This is a genomic window from Streptomyces sp. NPDC020845, assembly GCF_044334165.1.
Taxonomy (GTDB): domain Bacteria; phylum Actinomycetota; class Actinomycetes; order Streptomycetales; family Streptomycetaceae; genus Streptomyces.
The window spans coordinates 583,087-606,493 of the sequence record NZ_JBIRSJ010000006.1 but is presented as its reverse complement, the minus strand read 5'-3'; the positions used below and the strand labels follow the sequence as shown (position 1 = coordinate 606,493).

The 23,407-nt window shown below is 70.8% G+C and carries 21 protein-coding genes; 13 read left to right on the top strand and 8 right to left on the bottom strand.

Annotated features, from left to right (window positions below):
- Positions 1–86 precede the first annotated feature (86 nt).
- The 4 genes from ACH4U7_RS18390 to ACH4U7_RS18375 form a co-directional block, all read right to left on the bottom strand.
- Positions 87–1,028: an amino acid ABC transporter permease gene (locus tag ACH4U7_RS18390; protein ID WP_398528914.1), complete on the bottom strand. Its 942-nt coding sequence runs from the start codon at positions 1,026–1,028 to the stop codon at positions 87–89.
- Positions 1,025–1,672, bottom strand: a complete 648-nt coding sequence (locus tag ACH4U7_RS18385) for an amino acid ABC transporter permease (RefSeq protein WP_398528913.1) — start codon at positions 1,670–1,672, stop codon at positions 1,025–1,027. Before ACH4U7_RS18385 ends, ACH4U7_RS18390 begins: the two co-directional genes overlap by 4 nt.
- A 72-nt stretch (positions 1,673–1,744) precedes the next feature.
- Positions 1,745–2,650 (bottom strand): glutamate ABC transporter substrate-binding protein, encoded by a 906-nt coding sequence (locus tag ACH4U7_RS18380; protein ID WP_398528912.1) that lies wholly within the window; start codon positions 2,648–2,650, stop codon positions 1,745–1,747.
- Positions 2,651–2,753: 103 nt separating this feature from the next.
- Entirely contained in the window at positions 2,754–3,530 is a 777-nt protein-coding gene (locus ACH4U7_RS18375) for an amino acid ABC transporter ATP-binding protein (protein WP_014175929.1), read from the bottom strand.
- 273 nt (positions 3,531–3,803) lie between these two features.
- On the opposite strand from ACH4U7_RS18375, the gene ACH4U7_RS18370 reads away from it, so the two are divergent.
- Entirely contained in the window at positions 3,804–4,514 is a 711-nt protein-coding gene (locus tag ACH4U7_RS18370) for a response regulator transcription factor (protein ID WP_398528911.1), read from the top strand.
- 21 nt (positions 4,515–4,535) lie between these two features.
- Positions 4,536–5,942 carry an ATP-binding protein gene (locus tag ACH4U7_RS18365; protein WP_398528910.1) on the top strand — a complete coding sequence of 469 codons (1,407 nt, stop codon included), beginning with the start codon at positions 4,536–4,538 and terminating at the stop codon, positions 5,940–5,942.
- A 57-nt stretch (positions 5,943–5,999) separates the two neighbouring features.
- Here ACH4U7_RS18365 and ACH4U7_RS18360 read toward each other — a convergent pair whose 3' ends face one another.
- On the bottom strand, positions 6,000–6,998 hold the full coding sequence (locus ACH4U7_RS18360; protein ID WP_398528909.1) for a TAXI family TRAP transporter solute-binding subunit: 999 nt from the start codon (positions 6,996–6,998) through the stop codon (positions 6,000–6,002).
- 116 nt (positions 6,999–7,114) lie between these two features.
- Here ACH4U7_RS18360 and miaB point away from each other — a divergent pair, with 116 nt between their 5' ends.
- The 3 genes from miaB (at position 7,115) to ACH4U7_RS18345 (ending at position 9,803) form a co-directional block, all read left to right on the top strand.
- The gene (gene miaB, locus ACH4U7_RS18355) at positions 7,115–8,632 is read left to right on the top strand and encodes a tRNA (N6-isopentenyl adenosine(37)-C2)-methylthiotransferase MiaB (RefSeq protein ID WP_398528908.1); all 1,518 of its coding nucleotides are present in this window, start codon (positions 7,115–7,117) and stop codon (positions 8,630–8,632) included.
- A gap of 117 nt (positions 8,633–8,749) precedes the next feature.
- Complete coding sequence (locus ACH4U7_RS18350) at positions 8,750–9,070, top strand: hypothetical protein (RefSeq protein ID WP_398528907.1); 321 nt, start codon at positions 8,750–8,752, stop codon at positions 9,068–9,070.
- A gap of 10 nt (positions 9,071–9,080) precedes the next feature.
- On the top strand, positions 9,081–9,803 hold the full coding sequence (locus ACH4U7_RS18345; protein WP_398528906.1) for a class III extradiol dioxygenase subunit B-like domain-containing protein: 723 nt from the start codon (positions 9,081–9,083) through the stop codon (positions 9,801–9,803).
- A gap of 216 nt (positions 9,804–10,019) precedes the next feature.
- Here ACH4U7_RS18345 and ACH4U7_RS18340 read toward each other — a convergent pair whose 3' ends face one another.
- Together ACH4U7_RS18340 and ACH4U7_RS18335 are read right to left on the bottom strand one after the other, a co-directional pair.
- Complete coding sequence (locus ACH4U7_RS18340; RefSeq protein WP_089508534.1) at positions 10,020–10,274, bottom strand: antitoxin; 255 nt, start codon at positions 10,272–10,274, stop codon at positions 10,020–10,022.
- Positions 10,275–10,298: 24 nt separating this feature from the next.
- Positions 10,299–10,625 carry a hypothetical protein gene (locus ACH4U7_RS18335; protein WP_398528905.1) on the bottom strand — a complete coding sequence of 109 codons (327 nt, stop codon included), beginning with the start codon at positions 10,623–10,625 and terminating at the stop codon, positions 10,299–10,301.
- A gap of 120 nt (positions 10,626–10,745) precedes the next feature.
- Between ACH4U7_RS18335 and miaA the strand changes: the two genes are divergently transcribed.
- From miaA to hflX, 6 genes are all read left to right on the top strand, one after another.
- On the top strand, positions 10,746–11,684 hold the full coding sequence (gene miaA, locus ACH4U7_RS18330) for a tRNA (adenosine(37)-N6)-dimethylallyltransferase MiaA (protein ID WP_398528904.1): 939 nt from the start codon (positions 10,746–10,748) through the stop codon (positions 11,682–11,684).
- A 107-nt stretch (positions 11,685–11,791) separates the two neighbouring features.
- A complete protein-coding gene (locus ACH4U7_RS18325) occupies positions 11,792–12,298 on the top strand; it encodes a hypothetical protein (protein WP_398528903.1) in 507 nt (168 codons plus the stop codon).
- Positions 12,299–12,375: 77 nt separating this feature from the next.
- On the top strand, positions 12,376–13,290 hold the full coding sequence (gene dapF, locus ACH4U7_RS18320) for a diaminopimelate epimerase (RefSeq protein WP_398528902.1): 915 nt from the start codon (positions 12,376–12,378) through the stop codon (positions 13,288–13,290).
- A 136-nt stretch (positions 13,291–13,426) separates the two neighbouring features.
- On the top strand, positions 13,427–15,601 hold the full coding sequence (locus ACH4U7_RS18315; RefSeq protein WP_398528901.1) for a RelA/SpoT family protein: 2,175 nt from the start codon (positions 13,427–13,429) through the stop codon (positions 15,599–15,601).
- A gap of 130 nt (positions 15,602–15,731) precedes the next feature.
- Positions 15,732–17,309 (top strand): M1 family metallopeptidase, encoded by a 1,578-nt coding sequence (locus tag ACH4U7_RS18310; protein ID WP_398528900.1) that lies wholly within the window; start codon positions 15,732–15,734, stop codon positions 17,307–17,309.
- A gap of 117 nt (positions 17,310–17,426) precedes the next feature.
- Positions 17,427–18,935, top strand: a complete 1,509-nt coding sequence (gene hflX, locus ACH4U7_RS18305; RefSeq protein WP_398528899.1) for a GTPase HflX — start codon at positions 17,427–17,429, stop codon at positions 18,933–18,935.
- Between the two features lie 180 nt (positions 18,936–19,115).
- On the opposite strand, the gene ACH4U7_RS18300 is transcribed toward hflX, so the two are convergent.
- Complete coding sequence (locus ACH4U7_RS18300; RefSeq protein ID WP_398528898.1) at positions 19,116–20,342, bottom strand: trypsin-like serine peptidase; 1,227 nt, start codon at positions 20,340–20,342, stop codon at positions 19,116–19,118.
- A gap of 236 nt (positions 20,343–20,578) precedes the next feature.
- On the opposite strand from ACH4U7_RS18300, the gene ACH4U7_RS18295 reads away from it, so the two are divergent.
- On the top strand, positions 20,579–22,609 hold the full coding sequence (locus ACH4U7_RS18295) for an IucA/IucC family protein (protein WP_398528897.1): 2,031 nt from the start codon (positions 20,579–20,581) through the stop codon (positions 22,607–22,609).
- A 90-nt stretch (positions 22,610–22,699) separates the two neighbouring features.
- On the top strand, positions 22,700–23,395 hold the full coding sequence (locus ACH4U7_RS18290; protein WP_398528896.1) for a GNAT family N-acetyltransferase: 696 nt from the start codon (positions 22,700–22,702) through the stop codon (positions 23,393–23,395).
- Positions 23,396–23,407 lie beyond the last annotated feature (12 nt).

Below are 23,407 nucleotides of genomic sequence, written 5' to 3'. Positions count from 1 at the left end.
CACTGCGGGTCCCCGCGTCAAGCGACGGGGGCGGTGGCGCGTACGCCACCGCCCCCGTCGGACCGGATATCGAACCGGGTATACGGTCAGCTCTTCGCCGACGTGTCGACCGGTCCGGCGACCTCGGACTGATCGACGACGTCCAGGGCGTCTCCCGCCGCCACCGGCTGCTCGGCCGGGGCGACCGCGATGCCGGTCTTGGTGCGCCGACCGCGCCGCTCGATCCAGGTGGCCAGGGCCGACAGCGCCAGACACAGGGCCACGTAGATCACACCACCGACGATGATCACCTGAACGTAGGGGCTCTCGTCGTTGACGACGGTCGCCTCGGCGATGTGCTGCATCTTGTACAGCAGTTCCTGGTACGTGATGACGTAGCCGAGCGAGGTGTCCTTCAAGGTGACCACCAGCTGGCTGATGATGGTCGGCAGCATCGCGCGGACACCCTGCGGGATCAGGATGGTCATCATGACCTGGGTCTTGCGCATACCCAGGGCGTAGGCGGCCTCACTCTGCCCCTTGGGCACCGAGTTGATGCCCGCCCGCAACACCTCGGCCTGCACCGAGCCGTTGTAGACGGTCAGGCCGATGACCAGGGCCCAGAACTCTGTCCCGTCACCGGTGAACCCCAGGTCGTTCTTGTAGGTGAGAAAGAGCACCCACAGGGCGTAGATGGTGATCAGCAGCGGGACGGCCCGGAACAGCTCGATGAAGCCGGTCGCGAACAGGCGGACCCACTTGTGGTCCGAGAGCCGGCCGACGGCCAGCACCACGCCGAGCGCGATGGACAGCACCGCGGCCACCGCGAACACCTGGAGGGTGGTCAGCAGGCCGTCGACGATGTCGTTGCGGACACCCGCGTAGTTGAAGATGTCCCACATCTCCGGCGCGAACTGGCCCTTGTCGTTCAGCCGAATGGCGATGAAGACGATCAGGCCGATCACGGCGAGGGTGCCGATGACCGAGTAGACGCGGTTGCGTATACGGGCCTTGGGACCGGGTGCGTCGTACAGGACGCTTGCGCTCATCGGGCCACCTCCATGCGGCGCTCAAGCAGTCGGAAGAGTCCGCTGATGGAGAAGGTGATGACCAGGTAGGCGAGCGCGATCCACAGGAAGATCCAGGCGATCGGGTACCCCTTGTCACTCAGCAGCTTCGAGACGCTGAACAGCTCGGTGTTGCTGAAGGCGCCCGCGATGGCGGAGTTCTTGGTGAGAGCGATGAATATGCTGCTCAGCGGGGGAATCACGGTCCGGGTGGCCTGCGGCAGGACGATCATCCGCAGGGTCTGGAAGAAGGTCATCCCCAGGCTCCGGGCCGCCTCGGCCTGCCCGATCGGCACCGTGCCGATGCCGGAGCGCACAGCCTCGCAGACGAACGTCGAGGTGTAGCAGCCCAGCGCCCCCACCGCGAGCTTGTAGGGGCTCGTCCCGGGGAAGAGGATCTGGGGGATCACGAAGAACGTGATCAGGAACAGCAGGGTCAGCGGGGTGTTCCGCAGCAGGGTGACCCAGGCGGTTCCGAAGGCACGCAGCGGCGGAATGGGGGACACCCTGAAGCCGGCCATGATGATGCCGAGGATGAGGGCGAGCGCCGCACTGGCCGCGGTGAGCGACAGCGTTCCGAGGAATCCGTCGCGGAACTCGGGAAAGTAATCGAAGAGTAGGTTCATCTGTTCTCCGCGCTAGCGGTCAGGTCAGCACGACGGGTCGTACCGGCTTCAGGGCGTACGGGGAGAACCGGCTCAGTAGCGCGGCAGGGGCGTCTTCGGGGCGACGTAGGCGGAGCCGGACTTGCCGAGCGTGCCCTCGTACGCCTTCTTGTAGTCGCCGTTCTTGATGTGCTTCTCGAGCGCGTCGCTGATCGCGTCGCGCAGCGCCTTGTCGTCCTTGTTCATGCCGACGCCGTAGGGCTCCTCGGTGAACGGCTTGCCGACGACCTTGAGCTTGCTCGGGCGCTGGGCCGCGTAGCCCTTGAGGATCGCGTCATCGGTGGTGACCGCGTCCACCTGGCCGTCCAGCAGCTGCTTGACGCACAGCGAGTACTTGCCGAGCTCGGTGGTCTTGGCGCCGTACTTCGACTTCTTGATCTCCTGGAGCGGAGTGGAGCCGACGATCGAACAGACCTTCTTGCCCTTGACGGCGTCCGGGCCGGTGATGTCCTTGTCGTCCTTGCGCACCAGCAGGTCCGCGCCGGCCACGTAGTACGGGCCCGCGAAGCCGACCTGCTTCTTGCGCTCGTCGTTGATGGTGTAGGTGCCGACGTAGTAGTCGACCTGGCCCTTGGAGATGGAGGTCTCGCGGACGTTGGAGTCGACCGTCTTGAACTCGATCTGGTCCTCGGAGAAGCCCAGGTCGGCGGCGACCATCTTGGCGATCTCGATGTCGAAACCGGAGCGCTTGCCGTTGGTGTCCTCGAAGCCGAGGTAGGGCTGGTCGGCCTTGGCGCCGATGATGAGCTTGCCGCGCTTCTGGGCCGCCTTGAGGGTCGGCGAGTCCAGCTTCACGTCCTTGGCGACGGTGTACTTGCCGCTGACGACCTCGCCGCCCTTGGGCTTGTCGCCGGCGGTGCCCTCCTTGCCACCACAGGCAGCGGTCGCCGCCAGAGCCAGAACCACCGAAGCCGCTGCGGCCGTCTTACGAATTCTCATCGTGCATCCCTCAAGGTTTGTTGTGCGTGCGTGCAGACGTGGGTGAGCCGTGCGGGGCTCAGTGGTGAAGCCAGGTGCGGGCTTGGGAAGCCAGTGGTGGGCTCTAGTGGTGAAGGATCTTCGACAGGAAGTCCTTGGCCCGGTCGCTGCGGGGGTTGTTGAAGAACTCCTCGGGCTCGGCCTCTTCGACGATCCGGCCGTCGGCCATGAAGACCACCCGGTTCGCCGCGGAGCGCGCGAAGCCCATCTCGTGCGTGACGACGACCATCGTCATACCGTCCCGGGCGAGCTGCTGCATGACGTCCAGCACCTCGTTGATCATCTCCGGGTCGAGCGCGGAGGTCGGCTCGTCGAACAGGATCGCCTTCGGGTCCATGGCCAGCGCTCGGGCGATGGCCACGCGCTGCTGCTGACCACCGGACATCTGCGCGGGGTACTTGTCCGCCTGCTTGCCCACGCCCACTCGGTCGAGCAGCGTGCGGGCCTTCTCCTCGGCGGTCTTCTTGTCTATCTTGCGCACCTTCAGCTGGCCCAGCATCACGTTTTCGAGCACCGTCTTGTGCGCGAAAAGGTTGAACGACTGGAAGACCATGCCGACGTCGGCGCGCAGGCGGGCGAGCTCCTTGCCCTCTTGAGGCAGTGGCTTGCCGTCGATCGTGATGGTGCCGGAGTCGATCGTCTCCAGGCGGTTGATGGTGCGGCAGAGGGTCGACTTGCCGGACCCGGAAGGGCCGATCACAACGACCACTTCGCCCCGTGCGATGTTCAGGTTGATGTCCTGGAGCACATGCAGCGCGCCGAAGTGCTTGTTGACTCCTGACAGCGCAACCAACGCGTCCGCAACCGGAGTTGCGTCCTTGGTCACCGGTACTTCGCTCATTCGGCGTTTCGCTCCGTCCTCCTCGGTTGGGAGGACCTTAGGGGGCCGCCGAGACCAGCGTCATTACATCTGAGCGGAAATTGAGGATAACGATCCGGCGGCGAGGCGACACTCTGTGTGAACGCGATCCCAGGCTGCCGTACCGGCTACATAACGGAAACCTAAGTGTGACTAGATGCGTCTTGACGGGCACGTGCCGACTAGGCGTGGATGCCCTGTGGCCATGTTGGTGAAACGCATGCGCCACTCAGTGGAAAGGTGGTGTAGGGGTCGGTGAGACTGCTGCTCGTCGAGGACGACAACCATGTCGCCGCGGCTCTGTCCGCGGTGCTCGCGAGGCACGGTTTCGAAGTCACGCACGCCAGAAGTGGTGAGGAAGCGCTGAGAGCGCTGCTGCCCGACTCGGGGCCGCCGTTCGGCGTCGTGCTCCTCGACCTCGGGCTGCCGGACCAGGACGGCTTCCAGGTATGTGGCCGTATCCGCAAGCGGACCACCACTCCCGTGATCATGGTGACCGCGCGGGCGGATGTAAGATCCCGCATCCATGGTCTCAACCTCGGTGCCGACGACTATGTGGTCAAACCCTACGACACCATGGAGCTGCTCGCCCGGATCCACGCTGTGAGTCGGCGCACGCTTCCGGCCGACCCCGCACCGAGCGCCGAGGAGAGTGCCGACAGCCGTAACGCCCCCCTGCACATTGGTCCCGTCACCCTCGATCTGGCCACCCGGCAGGTCGCGGTGGACGGCGCGACCGTCTCGCTCACCCGTAAGGAGTTCGACTTGCTCGCCCTGCTCGCCCAGCGCCCCGGCGTGGTGTTCCGCCGCGAGCAGATCATCAGCGAGGTGTGGCGCACCAGTTGGGAAGGGACCGGGCGCACCCTTGAGGTGCATATCGCCTCGCTCCGCTCCAAGCTGCGCATGCCCGCGCTGATCGAGACGGTCCGGGGCGTCGGGTACCGCCTGGTGTCACCGGCGAACTGAGGAACCGCGAGACTTCTCCCCGTGCGCACCCGACTTCTCCCGCTCCTCATCGTCCTCATGGCCGGCGTGCTGCTCGCGCTTGGCTTTCCGCTCGCGGGCAGCGTGGCCGCCCGCGAGCAGCAGCGCGTGGTCGTCGACCGGATCGACGACACCGCGCGGTTCGCCGCGCTCGCCCAGTTCGTCACGGCCGGGCCGGCCGCCGCCACCACCGCGGAGGACGACGAACGGCTGAGCACCCTGAGGGCCGAACTCCGGCGCTACCACGACCTGTACGGCATCCGGGCCGGCGTCTACTACCGGAACGGCAGGCCCATGGCCCAGGCGCCGGGCGACTGGCGGCTCCCCGAGACCGGCGACGGCGCCGAGGCGTTCGACGAGGCCCTTCAGGGCCGCCGCAGCCACGATCCGGACCAGGTCTGGCCCTGGCAACAGGGCCGGCTCACCGTCGCCTCCCCCGTGGTGCGCGACGGCGACGTGGTGGCCGTCGTGGTCACCGACTCGCCCACCCCACAGATGCGGTCGCGCATCCTGCACGGCTGGCTGGTGATCGCCGCGGGGGAGGCGGCCGCGATGCTTCTGGCGGTCGGGGCGGCCTTCCGGCTCACCGGCTGGGTGCTGCGCCCCGTACGCATCCTCGACACGGCCACCCACGACATCGCCACCGGGCGCATGCAGTCCCGTGTCGCGGCCGCCTCCGGGCCACCGGAGCTGCGCCGCCTGGCCCGCTCGTTCAATGAGATGGCCGACAACGTCGAGGAAGTCCTCGAACAGCAGCGGGCCTTCGTCGCCGACGCCTCCCACCAGCTGCGCAACCCGCTGTCCGCGCTGCTGCTGCGCATCGAGCTGCTGGCCCTCGACCTGCCCGACGGCCACGAGGAGATCGCCTCGGTGCGCACCGAGGGCAAACGCCTCGCCCAGGTCCTGGACGACCTCCTCGACCTGGCCCTGGCCGAGCACTCCACCACCGACCTCAAGTTCACCGACATCGCCGAGCTCGCCACCGACCGGGTCGACGCCTGGCTGCCGGTCGCCGAGCGCGAGGGCGTCCGCCTCTCCTACGAGGGCCCGGCGGCCGTGGCCGGCTGGGCGGACCCGGTGGCGCTGTCCAGCGCGCTGGACGCGGTCGTGGACAACGCCGTGAAGTTCACGCCGACGGGCGCCGAGGTGGTGGTCTCCGCCCAGCCGAACGGGGACACGGTCGCCATCGTCGTCGCCGACGGGGGCCCCGGCCTCACCGAGGACGAGCTCGCGCGCATAGGTGACCGCTTCTGGCGCAGCAGCCGCCACCAGAACATCAACGGCTCCGGTCTTGGGCTGTCGATCTCCCGGGCGCTGCTCACGGCGGGCGGCGGCTCCATCGCGTACGCCCCCAACGAGCCGTGCGGGCTGCGCGTGACCATCACTGTGCCGCGCACCGGGCCGCATTAGGGGGTCGTATCAAGGGGCGGTGGGCCCTATTTGCTTGGGGCCCTACGGTTCGGGGCCCTACGGCTTGACCGAGCGGTAGTAGCGCTCCGCGCCCGTGTGGAGTTCCAGCGGGTCGGTGAAGATCGCGGTGCGCAGGTCCACCTTCTGCGCCGCGTGCACCTTGGAGCCGATGCGGTCCCGGTTCTTGATCACGGTCCGGGTGATGGCCTCCGCGAGCGCGGGGTCCACCCGGTCCGTGGTGACCAGGAGGTTGGGCACCGCGATCGTCTTGATGGCGTCCCGCTGGTGCATGTCCTCGTACGCGTCGGCGGGCACCGACGCCGCCCGGTAGTAGCGGGTCACCCCGCCCTGGCTGTGCAGCGGGCCGATGAGGTCGCCGAGCTGGACCAGCCGGATCGGATAGTCGTGGGCCAGGGTGCGCACGGCGGTCGTCGGCAGCCCGCCTGACCAGAAGAACGCGTCCAGCTTCTTGGCCTTCAGCAGGCCCGGCATCCGGTCGATGCCCTCCCGCACGGCCTTGACGTCCTTGCCCATGTCGAGCCCGGCGGCCTTGAGCAGCGACTTGGCGATCAGCTGTACGCCCGAGTCGTCCTCGCCGACGCCGACCCGCAGCCCCTTGAGGTCCCGGGCGGACTGCACCCGGGAGCCCTTGGGCACCACCAGTTGCATGTAGTCGTCGTACAGCCGCGCGCAGGCACGCAGCCGATCGGCGCCCTTCCCGCGCTGTTCGCGGTAGGCGGCGACCGCGTCGCTGGCGGCGATGGCGAACGTGGCGCGGCCCTCGGCGAGCCGCCGGACGTTGTCCGGGGACCCCTTGCTGCGCTGGAGCGTCACATCCAGGTCGGGGAGGTCCCGGGAGAGGTCGCGGCGCAGCATCTTGCCGTAGGTTTCGTACACGCCGGTGGGTACGCCGGTCGCGAAGGTCACCCGACCCTGGGGCGATTCGTCGCCCCCGAACGGCAGCAGCCACCACAGGAGAAGAGCGAGCGCGACGGCTCCGGCGGCGGCGGACTGCAGCGCGCGGCGCCGGCCGAGGCGCGGAAGACGGACGGCCATGAGCAGGATCATGACAGTCCTCCCGGCCTGTTGGGGAGTCGGGGGCCGTCGGGGCCGTACGGGCGGCCTTCGTCATTCGGCACAGTGGCCTGATCGCGGCCCCTTACCCTGGATGGGTGAGCAGCAGTGAGGTAGCCGGTTTGAAGACCTACGAGGTGCGCACCTACGGGTGCCAGATGAACGTCCACGACTCCGAGCGGCTCTCCGGCCTCTTGGAGGACGCCGGCTATGTCCGCGCGCCCGAGGGCGCGGGCGAGGGCGACGAGGCCTTCGCCGACGTCGTCGTGTTCAACACCTGCGCGGTGCGGGAGAACGCCGACAACAGGCTGTACGGAAACCTCGGCCGGCTCGCGCCGATCAAGGCCAGGCGCCCCGGTATGCAGATCGCGGTCGGCGGATGCCTGGCCCAGAAGGACCGCGACACCATCGTCAAGAAGGCCCCCTGGGTCGACGTGGTCTTCGGCACCCACAACATCGGCAGCCTGCCGGTGCTGCTCGAGCGCGCCCGGATCCAGGAAGAGGCCCAGGTCGAGATCGCCGAATCCCTGGAGGCATTCCCGTCCACCCTGCCGACGCGGCGCGAGTCGGCGTACGCGGCGTGGGTCTCCATCTCCGTCGGCTGCAACAACACCTGTACCTTCTGCATCGTCCCGGCGCTGCGCGGCAAGGAGAAGGACCGCCGTCCGGGCGACATCCTCGCCGAGGTGGAGGCCCTGGTCGCCGAGGGCGTCAGCGAGATCACCCTGCTGGGCCAGAACGTGAACGCGTACGGGTCCGACATCGGCGACCGCGAGGCGTTCAGCAAGCTGCTGCGGGCCTGCGGGAAGGTGTCCGGCCTGGAGCGCGTCCGCTTCACCTCGCCGCACCCCCGCGACTTCACGGACGACGTCATCGCCGCCATGGCCGAGACCGAGAACGTGATGCCCCAGCTGCACATGCCGCTCCAGTCCGGCTCCGACACCGTGCTGAAGGCGATGCGCCGCTCCTACCGGCAGGAGCGCTACCTCGGGATCATCGAGAAGGTGCGCGCCGCCATGCCGGACGCCGCGATCTCGACCGACATCATCGTCGGCTTCCCCGGCGAGACCGACGCCGACTTCGAGCAGACGCTGCATGTGGTGCGCGAGGCGCGCTTCACACAGGCGTTCACCTTCCAGTACTCCAAGCGGCCCGGTACGCCCGCCGCCGAGATGGACGGGCAGGTGCCGAAGGCCGTCGTGCAGGAGCGCTACGAGCGGCTGGTCGCCCTCCAGGAGGAGATCTCCTGGGAGGAGAACAAGAAGCAGGTCGGCCGGACCGTGGAGGTGCTGGTCGCCGAGGGCGAGGGCCGCAAGGACGGCGCCACCCACCGGCTGTCCGGCCGCGCCCCCGACAACCGCCTCGTCCACTTCGCGCGGCCCGAGGAGAGCGTCCGTCCGGGTGACGTCGTGACGGTGGACATCACCTACGCCGCACCGCACCACCTGCTCGCCGAGGGCCCGGCCAGGGGCGTGCGGCGCACCCGCTCGGGTGACGCGTGGGAGCGGCGCACCGCGGCCGAGGAGAAGAAGCCCGCGGGCGTGATGCTGGGCCTGCCGACCGTCGGCGCCCCGCCGCCGGTGGCCGCGCCCGCCGCGGGCTGCGGCTGCGACTGAGCGACCGTACGAGCGGGGCGACCGTACGACTGGGCGCCCGCTTCAGCTGAGTGACTGCACGGCCGGGCTGGGCGCCCGGGATCCGACGGGGGACATGGCGTGACGGGGGACGGCGGCGTGACCGGGGACGATGCGGCGACGTGGTGGGGCCTGCTCGTGGAGGACTACCTCCAGATCATGGGCCCGGGCGCCAGGAACCACTCGATCACCCCGCTGGCGCACATCAGAGGGACCCGGGAAGAGGCCCTGCTGGCGCTGCGCGAGCGCGCGCTGCGCTATGAGCCGCGGCACCCGGTCAACCCGTACCGGAAGCTGGTGTACCGCGACGGGGACGTCTTCCTGATGGTCCTGGAGGCCGCGACGGGCAACTACTGCTACCGGTTCCGGGCGGCCGAGCTGCTGTGGGACTCGGCGCCCCGGCCCGAGCCCGCCGGATAGGCTGGCGATCATGCTGATCGCCGCCGCTGTCTGTCCCTGCCCGCCGCTCCTGGTGCCCGAGGTCGCCGCCGGGGCGGCCGGTGAGCTGGACGAGCTGCGCGCGGCGTGCCTGGACGCGGTCGGTGTGCTGGCCGCGGCCCGGCCCGAGCGGCTGATCGTCGTCGGGCCCGCGGAGCGCGACGGGCGGGGCCCGCACCCCCAGGGCACGCCCGGGTCCTTCCGGGGCTTCGGGGTGGATCTCGACGTACGGCTCGGGGGCTGGGGCGAGGCCGCGGCCGAGGCCTCGGAGCGGACGCTGCCTCCTTCGCTGGCCGTGGCCGCGTGGCTGCTGGAGCACGCGAGGTGGCAGGCGGCGCCGGTCGAAGGGCTGGGCGTGGGGGAACCTCTGGCGTCGGAGCGGTGTAGAGAAGTCGGAAGGGAATTGGCGGCGCAGGCCGAGCGGGTCGCGCTGCTGGTGATGGGCGACGGCAGCGCGTGCCGCTCGCTGAAGGCTCCGGGCTATCTCGACGAGCGCGCGGCCGGCTTCGATGCGGATGTGGCGCGGGCGCTGGGCGCGGCGGACGTCGGCGCGCTCGCCGCGCTGGACGAGGAGTTGGCGGCGGAGCTGAAGGCGGCGGGCCGGGCGCCGTTGCAGGTGCTCGCGGGCGCGGGTGAGGGGGCCGCGCTGAAGGGGGAGTTGCGGTATGAGGGAGCGCCGTACGGCGTGGGGTATTTCGTCGCGATGTGGTCCTAGCGCCTCGAGATCGCGACGTGGTCGCGGCGCGTCGGGATCGCGGTGTGGCCGTAGCGTGTCGAGATCACGATCTGGTCGTAGCGCTTTGAGACGCGATCCTGGCGGTCGCGGGGGCGGGCGCGCGTCCGGGCCCGGGAGGGGCGGCCGGCGGCGGGCCGGGAGTGGAAACGGTCGCGGCCGCGGAGCGGCGGCTCCGCGGCCGTTCACCGGCGGGGTTCAGGTGCTGGGCCGACGGTGGCCTTTGGCCTTGCCCTGGCCCTCCTGTGGGTGGGAGAAGCGGCCGAGGGCGTTCTTGGCCTTGTCCGCACCGGTCTCGAGCTTGTTTCGGTACTTGCCCTTGGTCTTGCTGTCGACCGTCTTGACGGCCTTGTCCAGGCCTCGCTCGATCTTCTCTTCGTGCTGTTGTGTGAAGCCGACGGCCTTGTCCTTCATGACTCCGGCCTTGGCCTTGAGGTTGTCCAGCACACTCATGGGCCACCTTCCCTCGGTCAATGGCTATGTGCGGGCGCTCTCGCCGGTTTCGCTGTCCGCGCCGCCGGAAGGCTTCCGCACGGTCTTCTGCGCGGTGTCCGGCGCCGTCTCCTGCTCAGGATGGCGTACGCCCTCCCGAGCGGCATCGGCTTCTTGCTTGGACTGCTGCTTCGGAATACCGATGCCGTCGCCCGGCGGGGCCTCTGTCTCACCGTGTCCCCGCGCCGTTCCGTCAGCCTGGTCGGCCGTCGCACCGGCTGCCTGGGTGTCGGCCCGGGCCTGCTCGGTTGACGCCTCGGGCGGTCGGCTCGCCTCCTTGGAAGCTCGGCGAAACCAATCAAGAACACCCATATGTTTCTCCATACCCTACTCGTGCGGGCGATATCGCGTGCCGCTCAGGCAACGAGACCGGAAGTGCTCCGTCACGTCGCTCGTTCGAGTAGGCCGCCTGGGATTTGCGAGACTGGTCCGGTGAATACCGCAGGCCCTCCACACCGCGTCATCGCCGTCGTCGGCCCCACCGCGGCCGGAAAGTCCGACCTGGGCGTCGCCATCGCCCGCCACCTCGACGGCGAGGTGGTCAACGCGGACTCCATGCAGCTCTACCGGGGCATGGACATCGGCACCGCCAAGCTGACCGAGAAGGAGCGGCAAGGGGTGCCGCACCGGCTGCTGGACATCTGGGACGTCACCGAGACGGCCAGTGTCGCCGAGTACCAGCGGCTGGCGCGTGCCGAGATCGACCGGCTGCTCGCGGAGGGCCGCACCCCCGTCCTGGTCGGCGGCTCGGGGCTGTACATCCGGGGGGCGATCGACGCCCTCGAGTTCCCCGGTACGGACCCGGTCGTCCGGGCCCGGCTCGAGGCCGAGCTGGCGGAGCTCGGCTCGGGGCTGCTGCACGCCCGGCTCACCGCCGCCGACCCGGAGGCGGCCCGCGCGATCCTGCCCAGCAACGGCCGGCGGGTGGTCCGGGCGCTCGAGGTCATCGAGATCACCGGCCGCCCCTTCACCGCCAATCTGCCGGGCCATGAGGCCGTCTACGACACCCTGCAGATCGGCGTCGACGTCGAGCGGCCCGAGCTGGACGAGCGCATCGCCCGGCGCGTGGACCGCATGTGGGAGGCCGGGCTCGTGGACGAGGTACGGCGGCTGGAGGGCATCGGGCTGCGCGCCGGGCGCACCGCCTCCCGCGCGCTCGGCTATCAGCAGGTGCTCTCCGCGCTGGCCGGGGACTACGGCGAGGAGCAGGCGCGCGCCGAGACCGTGCGGGCCACCAAACGGTTCGCGCGCCGCCAGGACTCCTGGTTCCGCCGCGACCCGCGCGTCCACTGGCTCAGCGGCGCGGCCGCCCGCCGCGAAGCGCTTCTGCCGGACGCGCTGGCGTTGGTCGACCGGGCGGTCACAGCCTGATCACGTGATGGCATCGGGACGCTCCGTGTGCCATACCGGCCCCCACGGGCATGCCATCATCGAGCTCCGATCGTGGTGTTGTTCAGGAGTTGGGAGGGCGGGTGGCGATGGAGGCCGGCCCTCGCGACGTGTCGCGCCAGTCGCCCCACAGCGATCCGGGACCGCTCACCTCCGACGGTCCGGACCTCACTTCCGACGGCCCGGACGACGATGTGGTCTCCGGCGAGCCCGGAGGCCCGGCCATCGATGACGGCGCCGAGGGCCTGCCCGCCGCCGGCGAGTCCTTCAGCGAGCTTCGCCCGCCGCGTCGGCTGCGGATCTGGCAGATCGCGCCGATCGTGGGCCTCGCCATCCTGGGCTCCCTGATGTTCGCCTTCCCGCTCGCCTTCGAATTCGGCGACGGCGGGGCGGTGGTCGCCATGCTGGGCCTGCTGCTCAGCTGCTGCGCCGCCGGGTGGGGGCTGATGGCCGCCCGCCGCGTCGGCTACACCTGGCCGGGGCTGCCGCCCCGGGGCTCCGGGCGCCGCCCCGACTGGCGGTTCGTCGTGCTGTACGTGGTGATCGTGGCGCTGCTGGCCGCCCTCACCTTCTGGCGCGTGGCCCGCCTCCGCTGAGCCCCGCAGGCAGTGATCCCCGCCGGTGGCGGAGCCCGGTCCGGGCGGTTGTCCTGGGTGCCCCGTAGGATCGAGGGATGAGCGACGCGCCCCGCCTGGCCTTTCTCAAGGGCCACGGCACCGAGAACGACTTCGTCATCGTCCCCGACCCGGACGGACGGCTCGAGCTGTCCCCGGCCGCCGTCGCCCGGATCTGCGACCGTCGGGCCGGCGTCGGCGGTGACGGGCTGATCCGCGTTGTACGGTCCTCGGCGCACCCCGAGGCGCGGGGCATGGCCGACGAGGCCGAGTGGTTCATGGACTACCGCAACAGCGACGGCAGCGTCGCCGAGATGTGCGGCAACGGCGTCCGCGTCTTCGCCCGCTATCTGGAGCGGGCGGGGCTCGTCGAGGCAGGCGATCTCGCGGTCGCCACCCGGGCCGGAGTGCGCCGTATCCACATCGCCAAGGACGACCTCGGCGGCGCGGACGCCCCTGGTGGGGCGATCACCGTCCAGATGGGCAAGGCCGCACTGCCCGAGTCCGGCCCCGAGGGCGCGGTCACGGTCGCCGTCGGCGAGCACAGCTGGCCCGCCCGCCACGTCGACATGGGCAACCCGCACGCGGTCGCGTTCGTCGACGACCTCGACCAGGCGGGGCGTCTGTTCGACGCTCCCGCCGTCACCCCTGGTTCGGCGTATCCGCACGGCACCAACGTCGAGTTCGTGGTCGACCGAGGCCCGCGCCATGTGGCGATGCGGGTGCATGAACGCGGCTCGGGCGAGACCCGCTCCTGCGGCACCGGCGCCTGCGCGGTGATGGTTGCCACGGCCCGGCGGGACGGCGCCGACCCCGCTGCAGACGGCCACCCCGTCACGTATACCGTGGACGTCCCCGGCGGCCGTCTAGTGATCAGTGAGCTTCCGGACGGAACGGTCGAGATGACCGGCCCGGCCGTGATCGTCGCCGAGGGCGAGCTCGACCCCGCATGGCTGGACACGGCCCTCGCCTGACAGTTCACCCCAATGGGTGATCCATTTCACTCTGGGCGAGAGCCGGTCGGCCGTGCGTGATGGGCTCGGTAGCATCAAGCACCGGCCCAGGGGGAGTGCCCACGCCGGTTGACGCTCGACGCCGCCGGAGGTGCCCATGAGCGCAGAGGCCACCGACCATGCCGTTCTCGGCCGCAGGCGCGGCCTCCCGCGCATCGACCTGCGTAATCTCCGCAGGTTCAGCAGGGCCGCCCTGTTGGGTTCGCCCGCCCGCGGCCGCCTGCCGGACGCGATCGAGCATGTGGCCAAGGTGCACCGGGCCCACCACCCCGGTGCCGATCTGGACGTACTGCGCAAGGCGTATGTGCTCGCCGAGTCCTCGCACCGCGGCCAGATGCGCAAGAGCGGCGAGCCGTACATCACCCATCCGCTCGCCGTCACCCTCATCCTCGCCGAACTGGGCGCCGAGACCACGACCTTGACGGCGTCGCTCCTCCACGACACGGTCGAGGACACGGACGTGACGCTGGATCAGGTGGGCGAGCAGTTCGGCGAGGAGGTCCGCTATCTCGTCGACGGTGTCACCAAGTTGGAGAAGGTCGACTACGGCGCGGCGGCCGAGCCGGAGACCTTCCGCAAGATGCTGGTTGCCACCGGCAACGACGTGCGCGTGATGTCCATCAAGCTCGCCGACCGCCTGCACAACATGCGCACCCTGGGCGTGATGCGCCCCGAGAAACAGGCCCGCATCGCGAAGGTCACCCGCGATGTGCTGATTCCGCTCGCCGAGCGGCTGGGCGTGCAGGCCCTCAAGACCGAGCTGGAGGACCTGGTCTTCGCCATCCTCCACCCCGCGGAGTACGCCCGTACCCGCGAGCTCCTGCTGGAGCACGCGGGCCGCCCGGACCCGCTCGCCCGCGCCGCCGAGGACGTGCGCGGCGTGCTGCACGAGGCGGGCATCGCCGCCGAAGTCCTCGTCCGGCCCAGGCACTTCGTATCCGTCCACCGGGTCGGCATCAAGCGCGGCGAGCTGACCGGCTCCGACCTCGGCCGACTGCTCGTCCTCGTCTCGGAGGACGCCGACTGTTACGCGGTCCTCGGCGAGCTGCACACCTGCTTCACCCCGGTCATCTCGGAGTTCAAGGACTTCATCGCCGTCCCCAAGTTCAACCTGTACCAGTCGCTGCACACGGCCGTGGCCGGGCGCGACGGCGAGGTCGCCGAAGTCCTCATCCGCACCCACCAGATGCACCAGGTCGCCGAGGCCGGAGTGATCGCCCTCGGCAATCCGTACGCGACCAACGCGCCGAACGCGCCGGTGGAGGCCGCCGACGCCTTCGACGGCGAGCGCGCCGACCCCACCCGCCCCGGCTGGCTGTCGCGGCTGTTGGCCTGGCAGAGCGCCGCCCCCGACCCCGACACCTTCTGGTCCTCGCTGCGCGCCGAACTCGCCCAGGACCGGGAGATCACCGTCTTCCGGGCCGACGGCGGCACGCTCGGCCTGCCCGCGGGCGCGAGCTGCGTGGACGCCGCGTACGCCCAGTACGGCGAGGCCGCCCACGACTGCATCGGGGCCAGGGTCAACGGCCGTATCGCGACGCTGAGCACGGTGCTGCGCGACGGCGACATGCTCCAGCTGCTCATGGCGCGCGACACCAGAGACGCCGCCTCCTCAGGGCCCTCGCCCGAATGGCTCGACCACGCCCGGACGCCCGCCGCGCGCATCGCCATCAGCCGCTGGCTGGCCGCCAATCCGGAGCGCCAGCAGCCCTCCTCGGACCCCGCCCCGGACCCGGCCCCCGCCGAGTACCAGGCCGGAGCCGGTGCGTCCGGTGGGGTCGAGGACCGGGCGGCGGTCGCCCCGGGCGTGGCCGCGGACCTGCCCGGCGCGGCCGTACGGCTGGCGGGCTGCTGCACCCCCGTGCCCCCGGACGCCGTCATCGGCTTCGCGGTGCGCGGCGGGACCGTCACCGTCCACCGCGAGCAGTGCCCCGCGGTGTCCCGTATGACGGCGACCGGACGCGGCACGGTCGGGGTGCGCTGGCTGGACGAGGAGGGGGGCGACGGGGGCGACTATCGCGTGACCCTCCTGGCCGAGGCGTTCAGCAGACCGCGCCTGCTGGCCGACCTCACCGAGGCCATCGCCGCCGAAGGGGTGGCCGTGGTCTCGGCCGCTGTCGAGCCGCCCCGCGAGCAGCGCGTCCGCCATACGTACACGCTCCAGCTGCCCGACCCGGGCCGACTGCCGACGCTGATGCGCGCCATGCGCGATGTGCCCGGCGTCTACGACGTGACGCGGGCGGGCCGCAGCATGGCGGCGGCCCGGTCCTGAACCCCGGCCGGTGCCTCTCGGCCTCTCCGGTCCCCTCGCCCTTTGGCGCCGAACCGGGGCCGAACCCCATTCGGGTGGACTTGGGCCGTGCCGTCGGCCGCTTTTGTCCGGGCGTTGATAGCCGTAGGTCATGCTGTCTTCCCCGAGGGGCCGCCCCTCGTCAGCCCGGCGCGCGGGGCGGCACAGGACCGCCGCCGCGGCCGCCGCGATCACCGCCGCCCTCGTCGTGGTCTGCCCGTCCTCCGCCGCGGGGCGGGTGTCCGCCGCGGAGCCGCCGCCCCCGGGCCCCCGGGGCATCGGCGACCGGCTCTTCCCGTATCTCGGCAACCCCGGCTACGACGTCACGGCCTATGACATCGCCTTCCGCTACCACGGCAACGACCGGGCGCTGGACGCCGTCACCACCCTCGACGCCCGCGCCACCGCCCCGCTGCGCACCTTCAACCTCGACTTCACGCACGGCACCGTGCGCTCGGTGCGGGTCGACGGCAGGCCCGCCCGGTTCACCGGCGCGGGGGAGGACCTGGTCATCACCCCCGCCCGGCCCGTCCGCAGCGGCGCCTCCTTCCAGGTCGCCCTTGAACACACCAGCGACCCGAGCGGCAACAGCGGCGGCTGGATCCGCACCCACGACGGGCTCGCGATGGCCAACCAGGCCGACGCCGCCCACCGCGTCTTCCCCTGCAACGACCACCCCTCCGACAAGGCGCGCTTCACCTTCAGCGTCACCACCCCCAAGTACCTCACGGTCGTCGCGAACGGGAAGTCCCTGGGGCGCAGCCGTGAGGGGAACAACGTCACCTGGCGATACCGCCTCGCCCACCCCATGGCCACCGAACTGGCGCAGATCTCCATCGGCCGTTCGGCCGTTCTGCACCGCACCGGCCCCGGTGGGCTGCCGGTGCGCGATGTCGTGCCCGCGGCGGACAGCACCCGCCTGGCCAAGTGGCCGGCGCGCACACCGGGACAGCTGGAGTGGATGGAGAAGCAGGTCGGCCCGTACCCCTTCGAGACGTACGGCGTACTGATCGCCAAGGCCACGACAGGCTTCGAGCTGGAGACCCAGACGCTCTCCCTCTTCGAGAGAGGGCTGTTCACCACCTCGGGACTGCCGTCGTGGTACATCGAGTCGATCATGGTGCATGAGCTGGCGCACCAGTGGTTCGGCGACAGCGTCAGCCCGCGCCGCTGGTCCGACCTGTGGCTCAACGAGGGCCATGCCACCTGGTACGAGGCGCTTTACGGGGACGAGCGCGGGAAGATGCCGCTCGACAAGCGGATGCGTCTCGCCTACGGGCGGTCCGACGCCTGGCGCGCGTCCGGGGGCCCGCCCGCCGCGCCCCTGCCGTCCGACCCCGACCACCAGATCGGCATCTTCCGCCCGATCGTCTACGACGGCAGCGCCCTGGTCCTGTACGCGCTGCGGCAGCGGATCGGGCGGGCGGCGTTCGAGCGGCTGGAGCGGCGGTGGGTGCACAAGTACCGCGACGGTGTGGCCTCGACCGCGGACTTCGTCCGGCTGGCGTCGGAGGTGGCGGGCCGCGATCTGACCGGTTTCCTGCGGCCGTGGCTGTACGGGAGGACGACGCCGAAGATGCCAGGGCACCCCGACTGGAGGCCCGACGTCAGATCCTCGGGGAGGGCCATGGCGAAGGCCGACGGAAAGGCGGACCGCCGGGCGTACGAATCCGCCGGGAAACCCGGGTGACGGCCCGGCCGCCGCGTGCGACCATCGACAGGTCGGCGCCGCGGCCGGCGGCCGGGAATCCTCCGGGTCCGCCATGCGTTGTCGACGGTGAGAGTACTCAACGACGTAAGGATCGATTTGACCCACTCCTCTTCCCTTCCGCAGGACCGGCAGCGCATCGCCTTCGCCGAGAGCCTTCGGGCCGACGCCCTGATGGAAGAGGACGTCGCCTGGAGTCACGAGATCGACCAGGAGCGTGACGGCGATCAGTACGACCGCTCCGAGCGAGCCGCGCTGCGGCGCGTCGTGGGCCTGTCCACCGAGCTGGAGGACGTCACCGAGGTCGAGTACCGGCAGCTGCGCCTGGAGCGCGTGGTGCTGGTCGGCGTCTGGACCTCCGGCACCGTGCAGGACGCGGAGAACTCGCTGTCGGAGCTGGCCGCGCTCGCGGAGACCGCGGGCGCCCTCGTGCTCGACGGGGTCATCCAGCGGCGCGACAAGCCGGATCCGGCCACGTACATCGGCTCCGGCAAGGCCCAGGAGCTGCGCGACGTCGTGATCGAGTCCGGGGCCGACACCGTCGTATGCGACGGTGAGCTGAGCCCCGGCCAGCTGATCCACCTGGAGGATGTCGTCAAGGTCAAGGTGGTGGACCGCACCGCCCTGATCCTCGACATCTTCGCCCAGCACGCCAAGTCCCGCGAGGGCAAGGCGCAGGTCTCCCTGGCCCAGATGCAGTACATGCTGCCGAGGCTGCGCGGCTGGGGTCAGTCGCTGTCCCGGCAGATGGGTGGCGGTGGCTCCGGAGCGGCGGGCGGCGGCGGTATGGCCACCCGCGGTCCCGGTGAGACCAAGATCGAGACCGACCGGCGCCGCATCCGCGAGAAGATGGCGAAGATGCGCCGGGAGATCGCGGAGATGAAGACCGGCCGCGACATCAAGCGGCAGGAGCGCAAGCGCCACAAGGTGCCCTCGGTCGCCATCGCCGGATACACCAACGCGGGGAAGTCCTCGCTGCTCAACCGGCTGACCGGTGCGGGCGTCCTGGTGGAGAACGCGCTGTTCGCCACCCTGGACCCGACCGTGCGCCGGGCCGAGACGCCCAGCGGGCGGCTGTACACCCTGGCGGACACCGTCGGCTTTGTGCGGCATCTGCCGCACCATCTGGTCGAGGCGTTCCGCTCCACCATGGAGGAGGTCGGCGACGCCGATCTGATCGTCCATGTGGTGGACGGCTCGCATCCGATGCCGGAGGAGCAGCTGGCCGCCGTGCGCGAGGTGATCCGCGATGTGGGCGCGGTCGATGTGCCCGAGATCGTGGTGATCAACAAGGCGGATATGGCGGACCCGCTGGTGCTGCAGCGGCTGCTGCGCGTCGAGAAGCGCGCCCTCGTGGTGTCGGCCCGTACGGGGCAGGGCATCGACGAGCTGCTGGGGCTGATCGACAACGAGCTGCCGCGGCCTCAGGTCGAGATCGAGGCGCTGGTGCCGTACACCCAGGGCAAGCTGGTCGCGCGCACGCATGCCGAGGGCGAGGTGATCTCCGAGGAGCACACCCCGGAGGGCACGCTGCTCAAGGCACGGGTGCACGAGGAACTGGCCGCAGAGCTGCGGCGGTACGTGCCCGCCAGCTCCGCGCAGGGCTGATCCACACCCCTTCCACGGCGAAGGCCCGCCTCCGGGATACCGGGGGCGGGCCTTCGCCGTCTGGTCCGTATCTGTACGAACGCGGCATCTGTACGAACGCCGCGGGACGAACGTGGCGGCTTCCGTAAGAACGTGGCGGCCGGTGCCGACCGCCACGTCCCTCCGTTCGGCCTGCCGGTTCTACTGGTTGGCGAACTTCTTGCTGACCGCGTTGTAGACGGCCTTCGCCTCAGGGCCGAGGTGCGGACCCGCCAGCCAGGTGGCGGTGGTCGGGCCGATCGAGGTGTTCGACACCAGCGCCGGCTTGCCGTCCGAGCCGGTCGCGACCCAGCCACCGCCGGACGAACCCGCGGTCATCGTGCAACCGATGCGGTACATCGTCGGCTGCTTGGCGTCGAGCGAGAGCCTGCCCGGCTTGTCCGAGCACTGGTTCATCTTCTGGCCGTCGAACGGCGGCGCGGCCGGGTAGCCCGTGGCCGTGATCTTGCTGATGGACTTCACCGCGGGGGCGTTGAAGTCGACCGGCAGTGCGCCGCCGACCGTCTCCTCGAGCGACTTGCCGCCGCTGTTCTCCGGCTTCACATGCAGCACCGCGAAGTCGTACGGGGCGCCCTTGCCGCCGACGGCCGCGCCGTTGTCGATCCACTGCGAGGAGGTCTGCGCCCAGTCGGCCCACCAGACGCCCTTCGGCGCCAGCTGCTCCTTGGTGGCGTTCTCCAGCTCGTCGACCGACTTGCCGGCGTCGTTGTACGAGGGGACGAACATCAGGTTCTTGTACCAGCCGCCGCCCTTGCCCGCGTGGACGCAGTGGCCCGCCGTCCACACCAGGTTGGACTTGCCCGGGTGCGCCGGGTCCTGCACGACGGTGGCGGAGCAGACCATCGAGCCCTCGGGGCCGTCGAAGAAGACCTTGCCCGCGTCGGGGACGTTGGCGCTGTAGGGGCTCGCGACCTCCTTGGCTGCGACCGGCTGGGGGTCGGGGTCTGTGACCCCCTGGTCGCCCGAGATGTCGTTGTCGTCGACCGGGGTGTCGGGCTCCTGGGCCTCCTTCATCCGGTCGGGCTTCCAGAGGTCCTTGATGATCGGGTTGATGAAGTCGCCGGCCTCACGCAGCCAGTCGTCCTTGTCCCACTTGTTCCAGGCGCCGTTCTTCCACTTGTCCAGGTCGACCCCGAGCTCCTTCAACTTGTCGTTGAGATTGTCGGGAAGAGTGATGTCCCCTGCGCTCTGCGACGACGCGGCACTCGGCTCGGACCCCGCGTTGTCGTCCGAGGGGCCGCACGCCGTGGCGGTCAGCGCCAGCACCGAGGCGATCGCCGCGGCGGCCAGCACGGGGGAGCTGCTGCGGGCGCGCAGCGGCCTCCACCTGGACCCTGGACGCGAGGCTGGCTGGCGATTGGATGGCATGGGCGGAACTCCCCCTGATGTTCTGGGCTGCTCTGAGTGCTGCTGTGAAATTGTCATGCACCGCCCCGATTAGGGGACGGCCCCCACTATGCCGGTGCCGCCTACGACGGCCACAGCCGGGTCCTTGGTTCCCGGCCGCACGGATCTGCCGGTTGCCCGTGATCCCGCGCCCCGCGCGTCGTTGGTACGTGCGGGGGACAGCCGAAAGGCGTTCAGCAGCAGGAGGACCGACAGCCGTGCCCGCACCCGATATGCCGCACTCCCCCCGGGAACACCACCCACACCTCCCGCCGGCACCGCAGACCGCTGCCGGGGCCCATGGCAAGGAAGCCCATGGCAAGGAAGCCCACGACGAGGGTGGCGCCGAGGTGGCGGCCGTCCCACGGCAGGGCCGCCGCGCCGACGGCGTCCACGAAGGCGCCCACGACACCGCCCCGGACGATGCCCTGGACCACCCTGACCCCTGGGCCGCGGCGGACGCCTGCGCCACCGAGAACCTGCTGCGCTGCTGGGCGCGCGAGAGCGGTGCGGCGCCCCCCGCCGCCGGCACTTGGCGGATCCCGCTCCCCGCCGTCGGCACCGCCCTGCTGGTGCCAGTGCGCCACTGGTCCGCCACCGGATGGCACCGCTTCGGCCCGCCCACGCTCGACGGCGGCGCCCCGGACGCGCCCGCCCTCGACGCGGTCACCCTCGCGGCCCTCCTCGGCCGGGAGGCGGCCTACGGTCCCGAGCGGATCAGCTCCCGGGAACCGCTCACCGAACTCGTCGGCCGAGTCGCGGACTCCGTGCGACACACCGCCCAATTCCTGTCCGCCCGACGGGCCACGCCCGCCGACCCCGCGACGGACACCCCCTTTCTGACCGCCGAACAGTCCCTTCTCCTGGGTCACCCCTTCCATCCCACCCCCAAGAGCCGCGAAGGGCTCTCCGAGGCCGAATCGCCTGTCTTCTCACCGGAGTCGCGTGGTTCCTTTCCCCTGCACTGGTTCGCCGTCGATCAGTCCGTCCTGTCCCGCGACTCGGCCTGGACCGAACGCGGCAGGACCGTGCCCGCCGAACGGCTCGCCCTCTCGCTCGCGGGCCCGGACCTCGAACGGCCGCCCGGCACCGTGCCGTTGCCGCTGCACCCCTGGCAGGCCCGGGAGATCCGGTACCGCCCGGAGGTCACCGCGCTCTTCGACGCGGGGCTGCTGCACGACCTGGGACCGGCCGGCGAGCACTGGCACCCCACCTCCTCCATCCGCACCGTCTACCGGACCGGCGCACCCGCGATGCTCAAGCTGTCGCTCGCCCTGCGGATCACCAACTCCCGCCGGGAGAACCTGCGCAAGGAGCTGTGGCGCGGCGTCGAGGTGCACCGGCTCCTGCGCAGCGGCCTCTCCGGGCAGTGGCGGGCGGCCTGCCCGGGACGCCCCGGCTTCGACATCGTCCGCGACCCCGCCTGGCTCGCGGTCGACAGCCCCGACAGCACCCCGATCAGCGGGCTCGATGTCGTCGTCCGGCACAACCCGTTCGGCCCGGGCGACGAGGCCGTATGCCTGGCCGGCCTCACCGCGCTCCGCCCCTGGCCAGACCGGAGGACGATGTGCTCACGGCTCGCCCGGATCGTCGCCCGGATCGCCGCCCGCACCGGCCACCGCCCGGCGACCGTCAGCACCGAGTGGTTTCTGCGCTATCTGCACACCGTCGTACGGCCCGTGCTCTGGCTGGACGGCGAGGCAGGTATCGCACTGGAGGCACACCAGCAGAACACCTTGGTACTGCTGGACCCCGACGGCTGGCCGGCCGGCGGCCGCTATCGCGACAACCAGGGGTACTACTTCCGTGAGTCCCGGTGCGCCGAACTCCAGCGGCGACTGCCCGAGATCGGCGCCCACAGCGACACCTTCGTCTCCGACGAGGTCGCCGACGAACGGTTCGCCTACTACCTCGGTGTCAACAACGTCCTCGGTTTGGTCGGGGCGTTCGGCTCCCAGCGGCTCGCTGATGAGCGCCTTCTGCTGGCCGCGTTCCGCCGCTTCCTCGCCGAGGCCGCGTCCGGCCCCGCGAAGATCCGCTCGACACTGCCCGCCAGGCTCCTGGAGGCGCCCACCCTGCGCTGCAAGGCCAACCTGCTCACCCGGCTGCGCGGCCTGGACGAACTCGTGGGACCGGTGGACACCCAGTCCGTCTATGTCACCATCGCCAACCCCCTTTTCCACTCGGTGACGCCCGTGACGCCCGTGACGCCCGTGACGCCCGCGACGTCCACGACGTCCATGGCGTGACTCCCTGGCATGACATCCATGGCGTGACGCCCGCGCCGACGATCAGGCGCCCCCACGACGCCCCGGTAACGACGAGAGGAGAGCGTCGCCATGCCGCCCACCGACTCCGGCACCAGCTCCAGCAGCGAGGACACCCTCGATATGCGGCCCTCTGAGGAACAGGCCGCACGCCTCATCGAGGAGCACCTTGCCGGTCCGGCGGCCCCCGATCGGCCGGACCTGCTCGACCAGGTCGCCCAGTGGGGGCCCGTCGGCACGGCGGTGGGCGCCTTCCAGCTCGTCCCCGTCCATCTCGAGCGCGATGTCGAGCTCATCGCCCGCTGGATGAACGACCCGGCTGTCTCCGCCTTCTGGGAGCTGTCCGGCCCGCATGAGACCACCGCGCGGCACCTGTGCACCCAGCTCGACGGCGACGGCCGCAGCGTGCCCTGTCTGGGGGTCCTGGACGGTGTGCCGATGAGCTACTGGGAGGTGTACCGCGCCGACCTCGCTCCCCTCGCCCGGTACTACCCGGCCCGGCCGCAGGACACGGGTCTCCACCTGCTCATCGGCCGCGTACGCGATCGGGGCCGGGGTATCGGCACGGCTCTGCTGCGCGCCGTCGCCGATCTCGTCCTCGACCGGCGGCCCTCCTGCGGCCGCGTGGTCGCGGAACCCGATCTGCGGAACACCCCCTGCGTCGCCGCCTTCCTCGGCGCCGGCTTCCGGCTGTCCGCAGAGGTGGAACTGCCCGACAAACACGCGGCCCTCATGCTGCGGGATCGCACCCTGCGCCACCTCCTGTGATCCACCGGCGCC

What these genes read in the sequence shown, in the direction of transcription:
- ACH4U7_RS18390 (WP_398528914.1), bottom strand. Translation starts at nt 1,028, where the DNA reads ATGAGCGCAAGCGTCCTGTACGACGCACCCGGTCCCAAGGCCCGTATA.
- ACH4U7_RS18385 (WP_398528913.1), bottom strand. Translation starts at nt 1,672, where the DNA reads ATGAACCTACTCTTCGATTACTTTCCCGAGTTCCGCGACGGATTCCTC.
- ACH4U7_RS18380 (WP_398528912.1), bottom strand. Translation starts at nt 2,650, where the DNA reads ATGAGAATTCGTAAGACGGCCGCAGCGGCTTCGGTGGTTCTGGCTCTG.
- ACH4U7_RS18375 (WP_014175929.1), bottom strand. Translation starts at nt 3,530, where the DNA reads ATGAGCGAAGTACCGGTGACCAAGGACGCAACTCCGGTTGCGGACGCG.
- ACH4U7_RS18360 (WP_398528909.1), bottom strand. Translation starts at nt 6,998, where the DNA reads ATGGCCGTCCGTCTTCCGCGCCTCGGCCGGCGCCGCGCGCTGCAGTCC.
- ACH4U7_RS18345 (WP_398528906.1), top strand. Translation starts at nt 9,081, where the DNA reads ATGCTGATCGCCGCCGCTGTCTGTCCCTGCCCGCCGCTCCTGGTGCCC.
- ACH4U7_RS18340 (WP_089508534.1), bottom strand. Translation starts at nt 10,274, where the DNA reads ATGAGTGTGCTGGACAACCTCAAGGCCAAGGCCGGAGTCATGAAGGAC.
- ACH4U7_RS18335 (WP_398528905.1), bottom strand. Translation starts at nt 10,625, where the DNA reads ATGGGTGTTCTTGATTGGTTTCGCCGAGCTTCCAAGGAGGCGAGCCGA.
- ACH4U7_RS18325 (WP_398528903.1), top strand. Translation starts at nt 11,792, where the DNA reads ATGGAGGCCGGCCCTCGCGACGTGTCGCGCCAGTCGCCCCACAGCGAT.
- dapF (WP_398528902.1), top strand. Translation starts at nt 12,376, where the DNA reads ATGAGCGACGCGCCCCGCCTGGCCTTTCTCAAGGGCCACGGCACCGAG.
- ACH4U7_RS18315 (WP_398528901.1), top strand. Translation starts at nt 13,427, where the DNA reads ATGAGCGCAGAGGCCACCGACCATGCCGTTCTCGGCCGCAGGCGCGGC.
- ACH4U7_RS18310 (WP_398528900.1), top strand. Translation starts at nt 15,732, where the DNA reads ATGCTGTCTTCCCCGAGGGGCCGCCCCTCGTCAGCCCGGCGCGCGGGG.
- ACH4U7_RS18300 (WP_398528898.1), bottom strand. Translation starts at nt 20,342, where the DNA reads ATGCCATCCAATCGCCAGCCAGCCTCGCGTCCAGGGTCCAGGTGGAGG.
- ACH4U7_RS18290 (WP_398528896.1), top strand. Translation starts at nt 22,700, where the DNA reads ATGCCGCCCACCGACTCCGGCACCAGCTCCAGCAGCGAGGACACCCTC.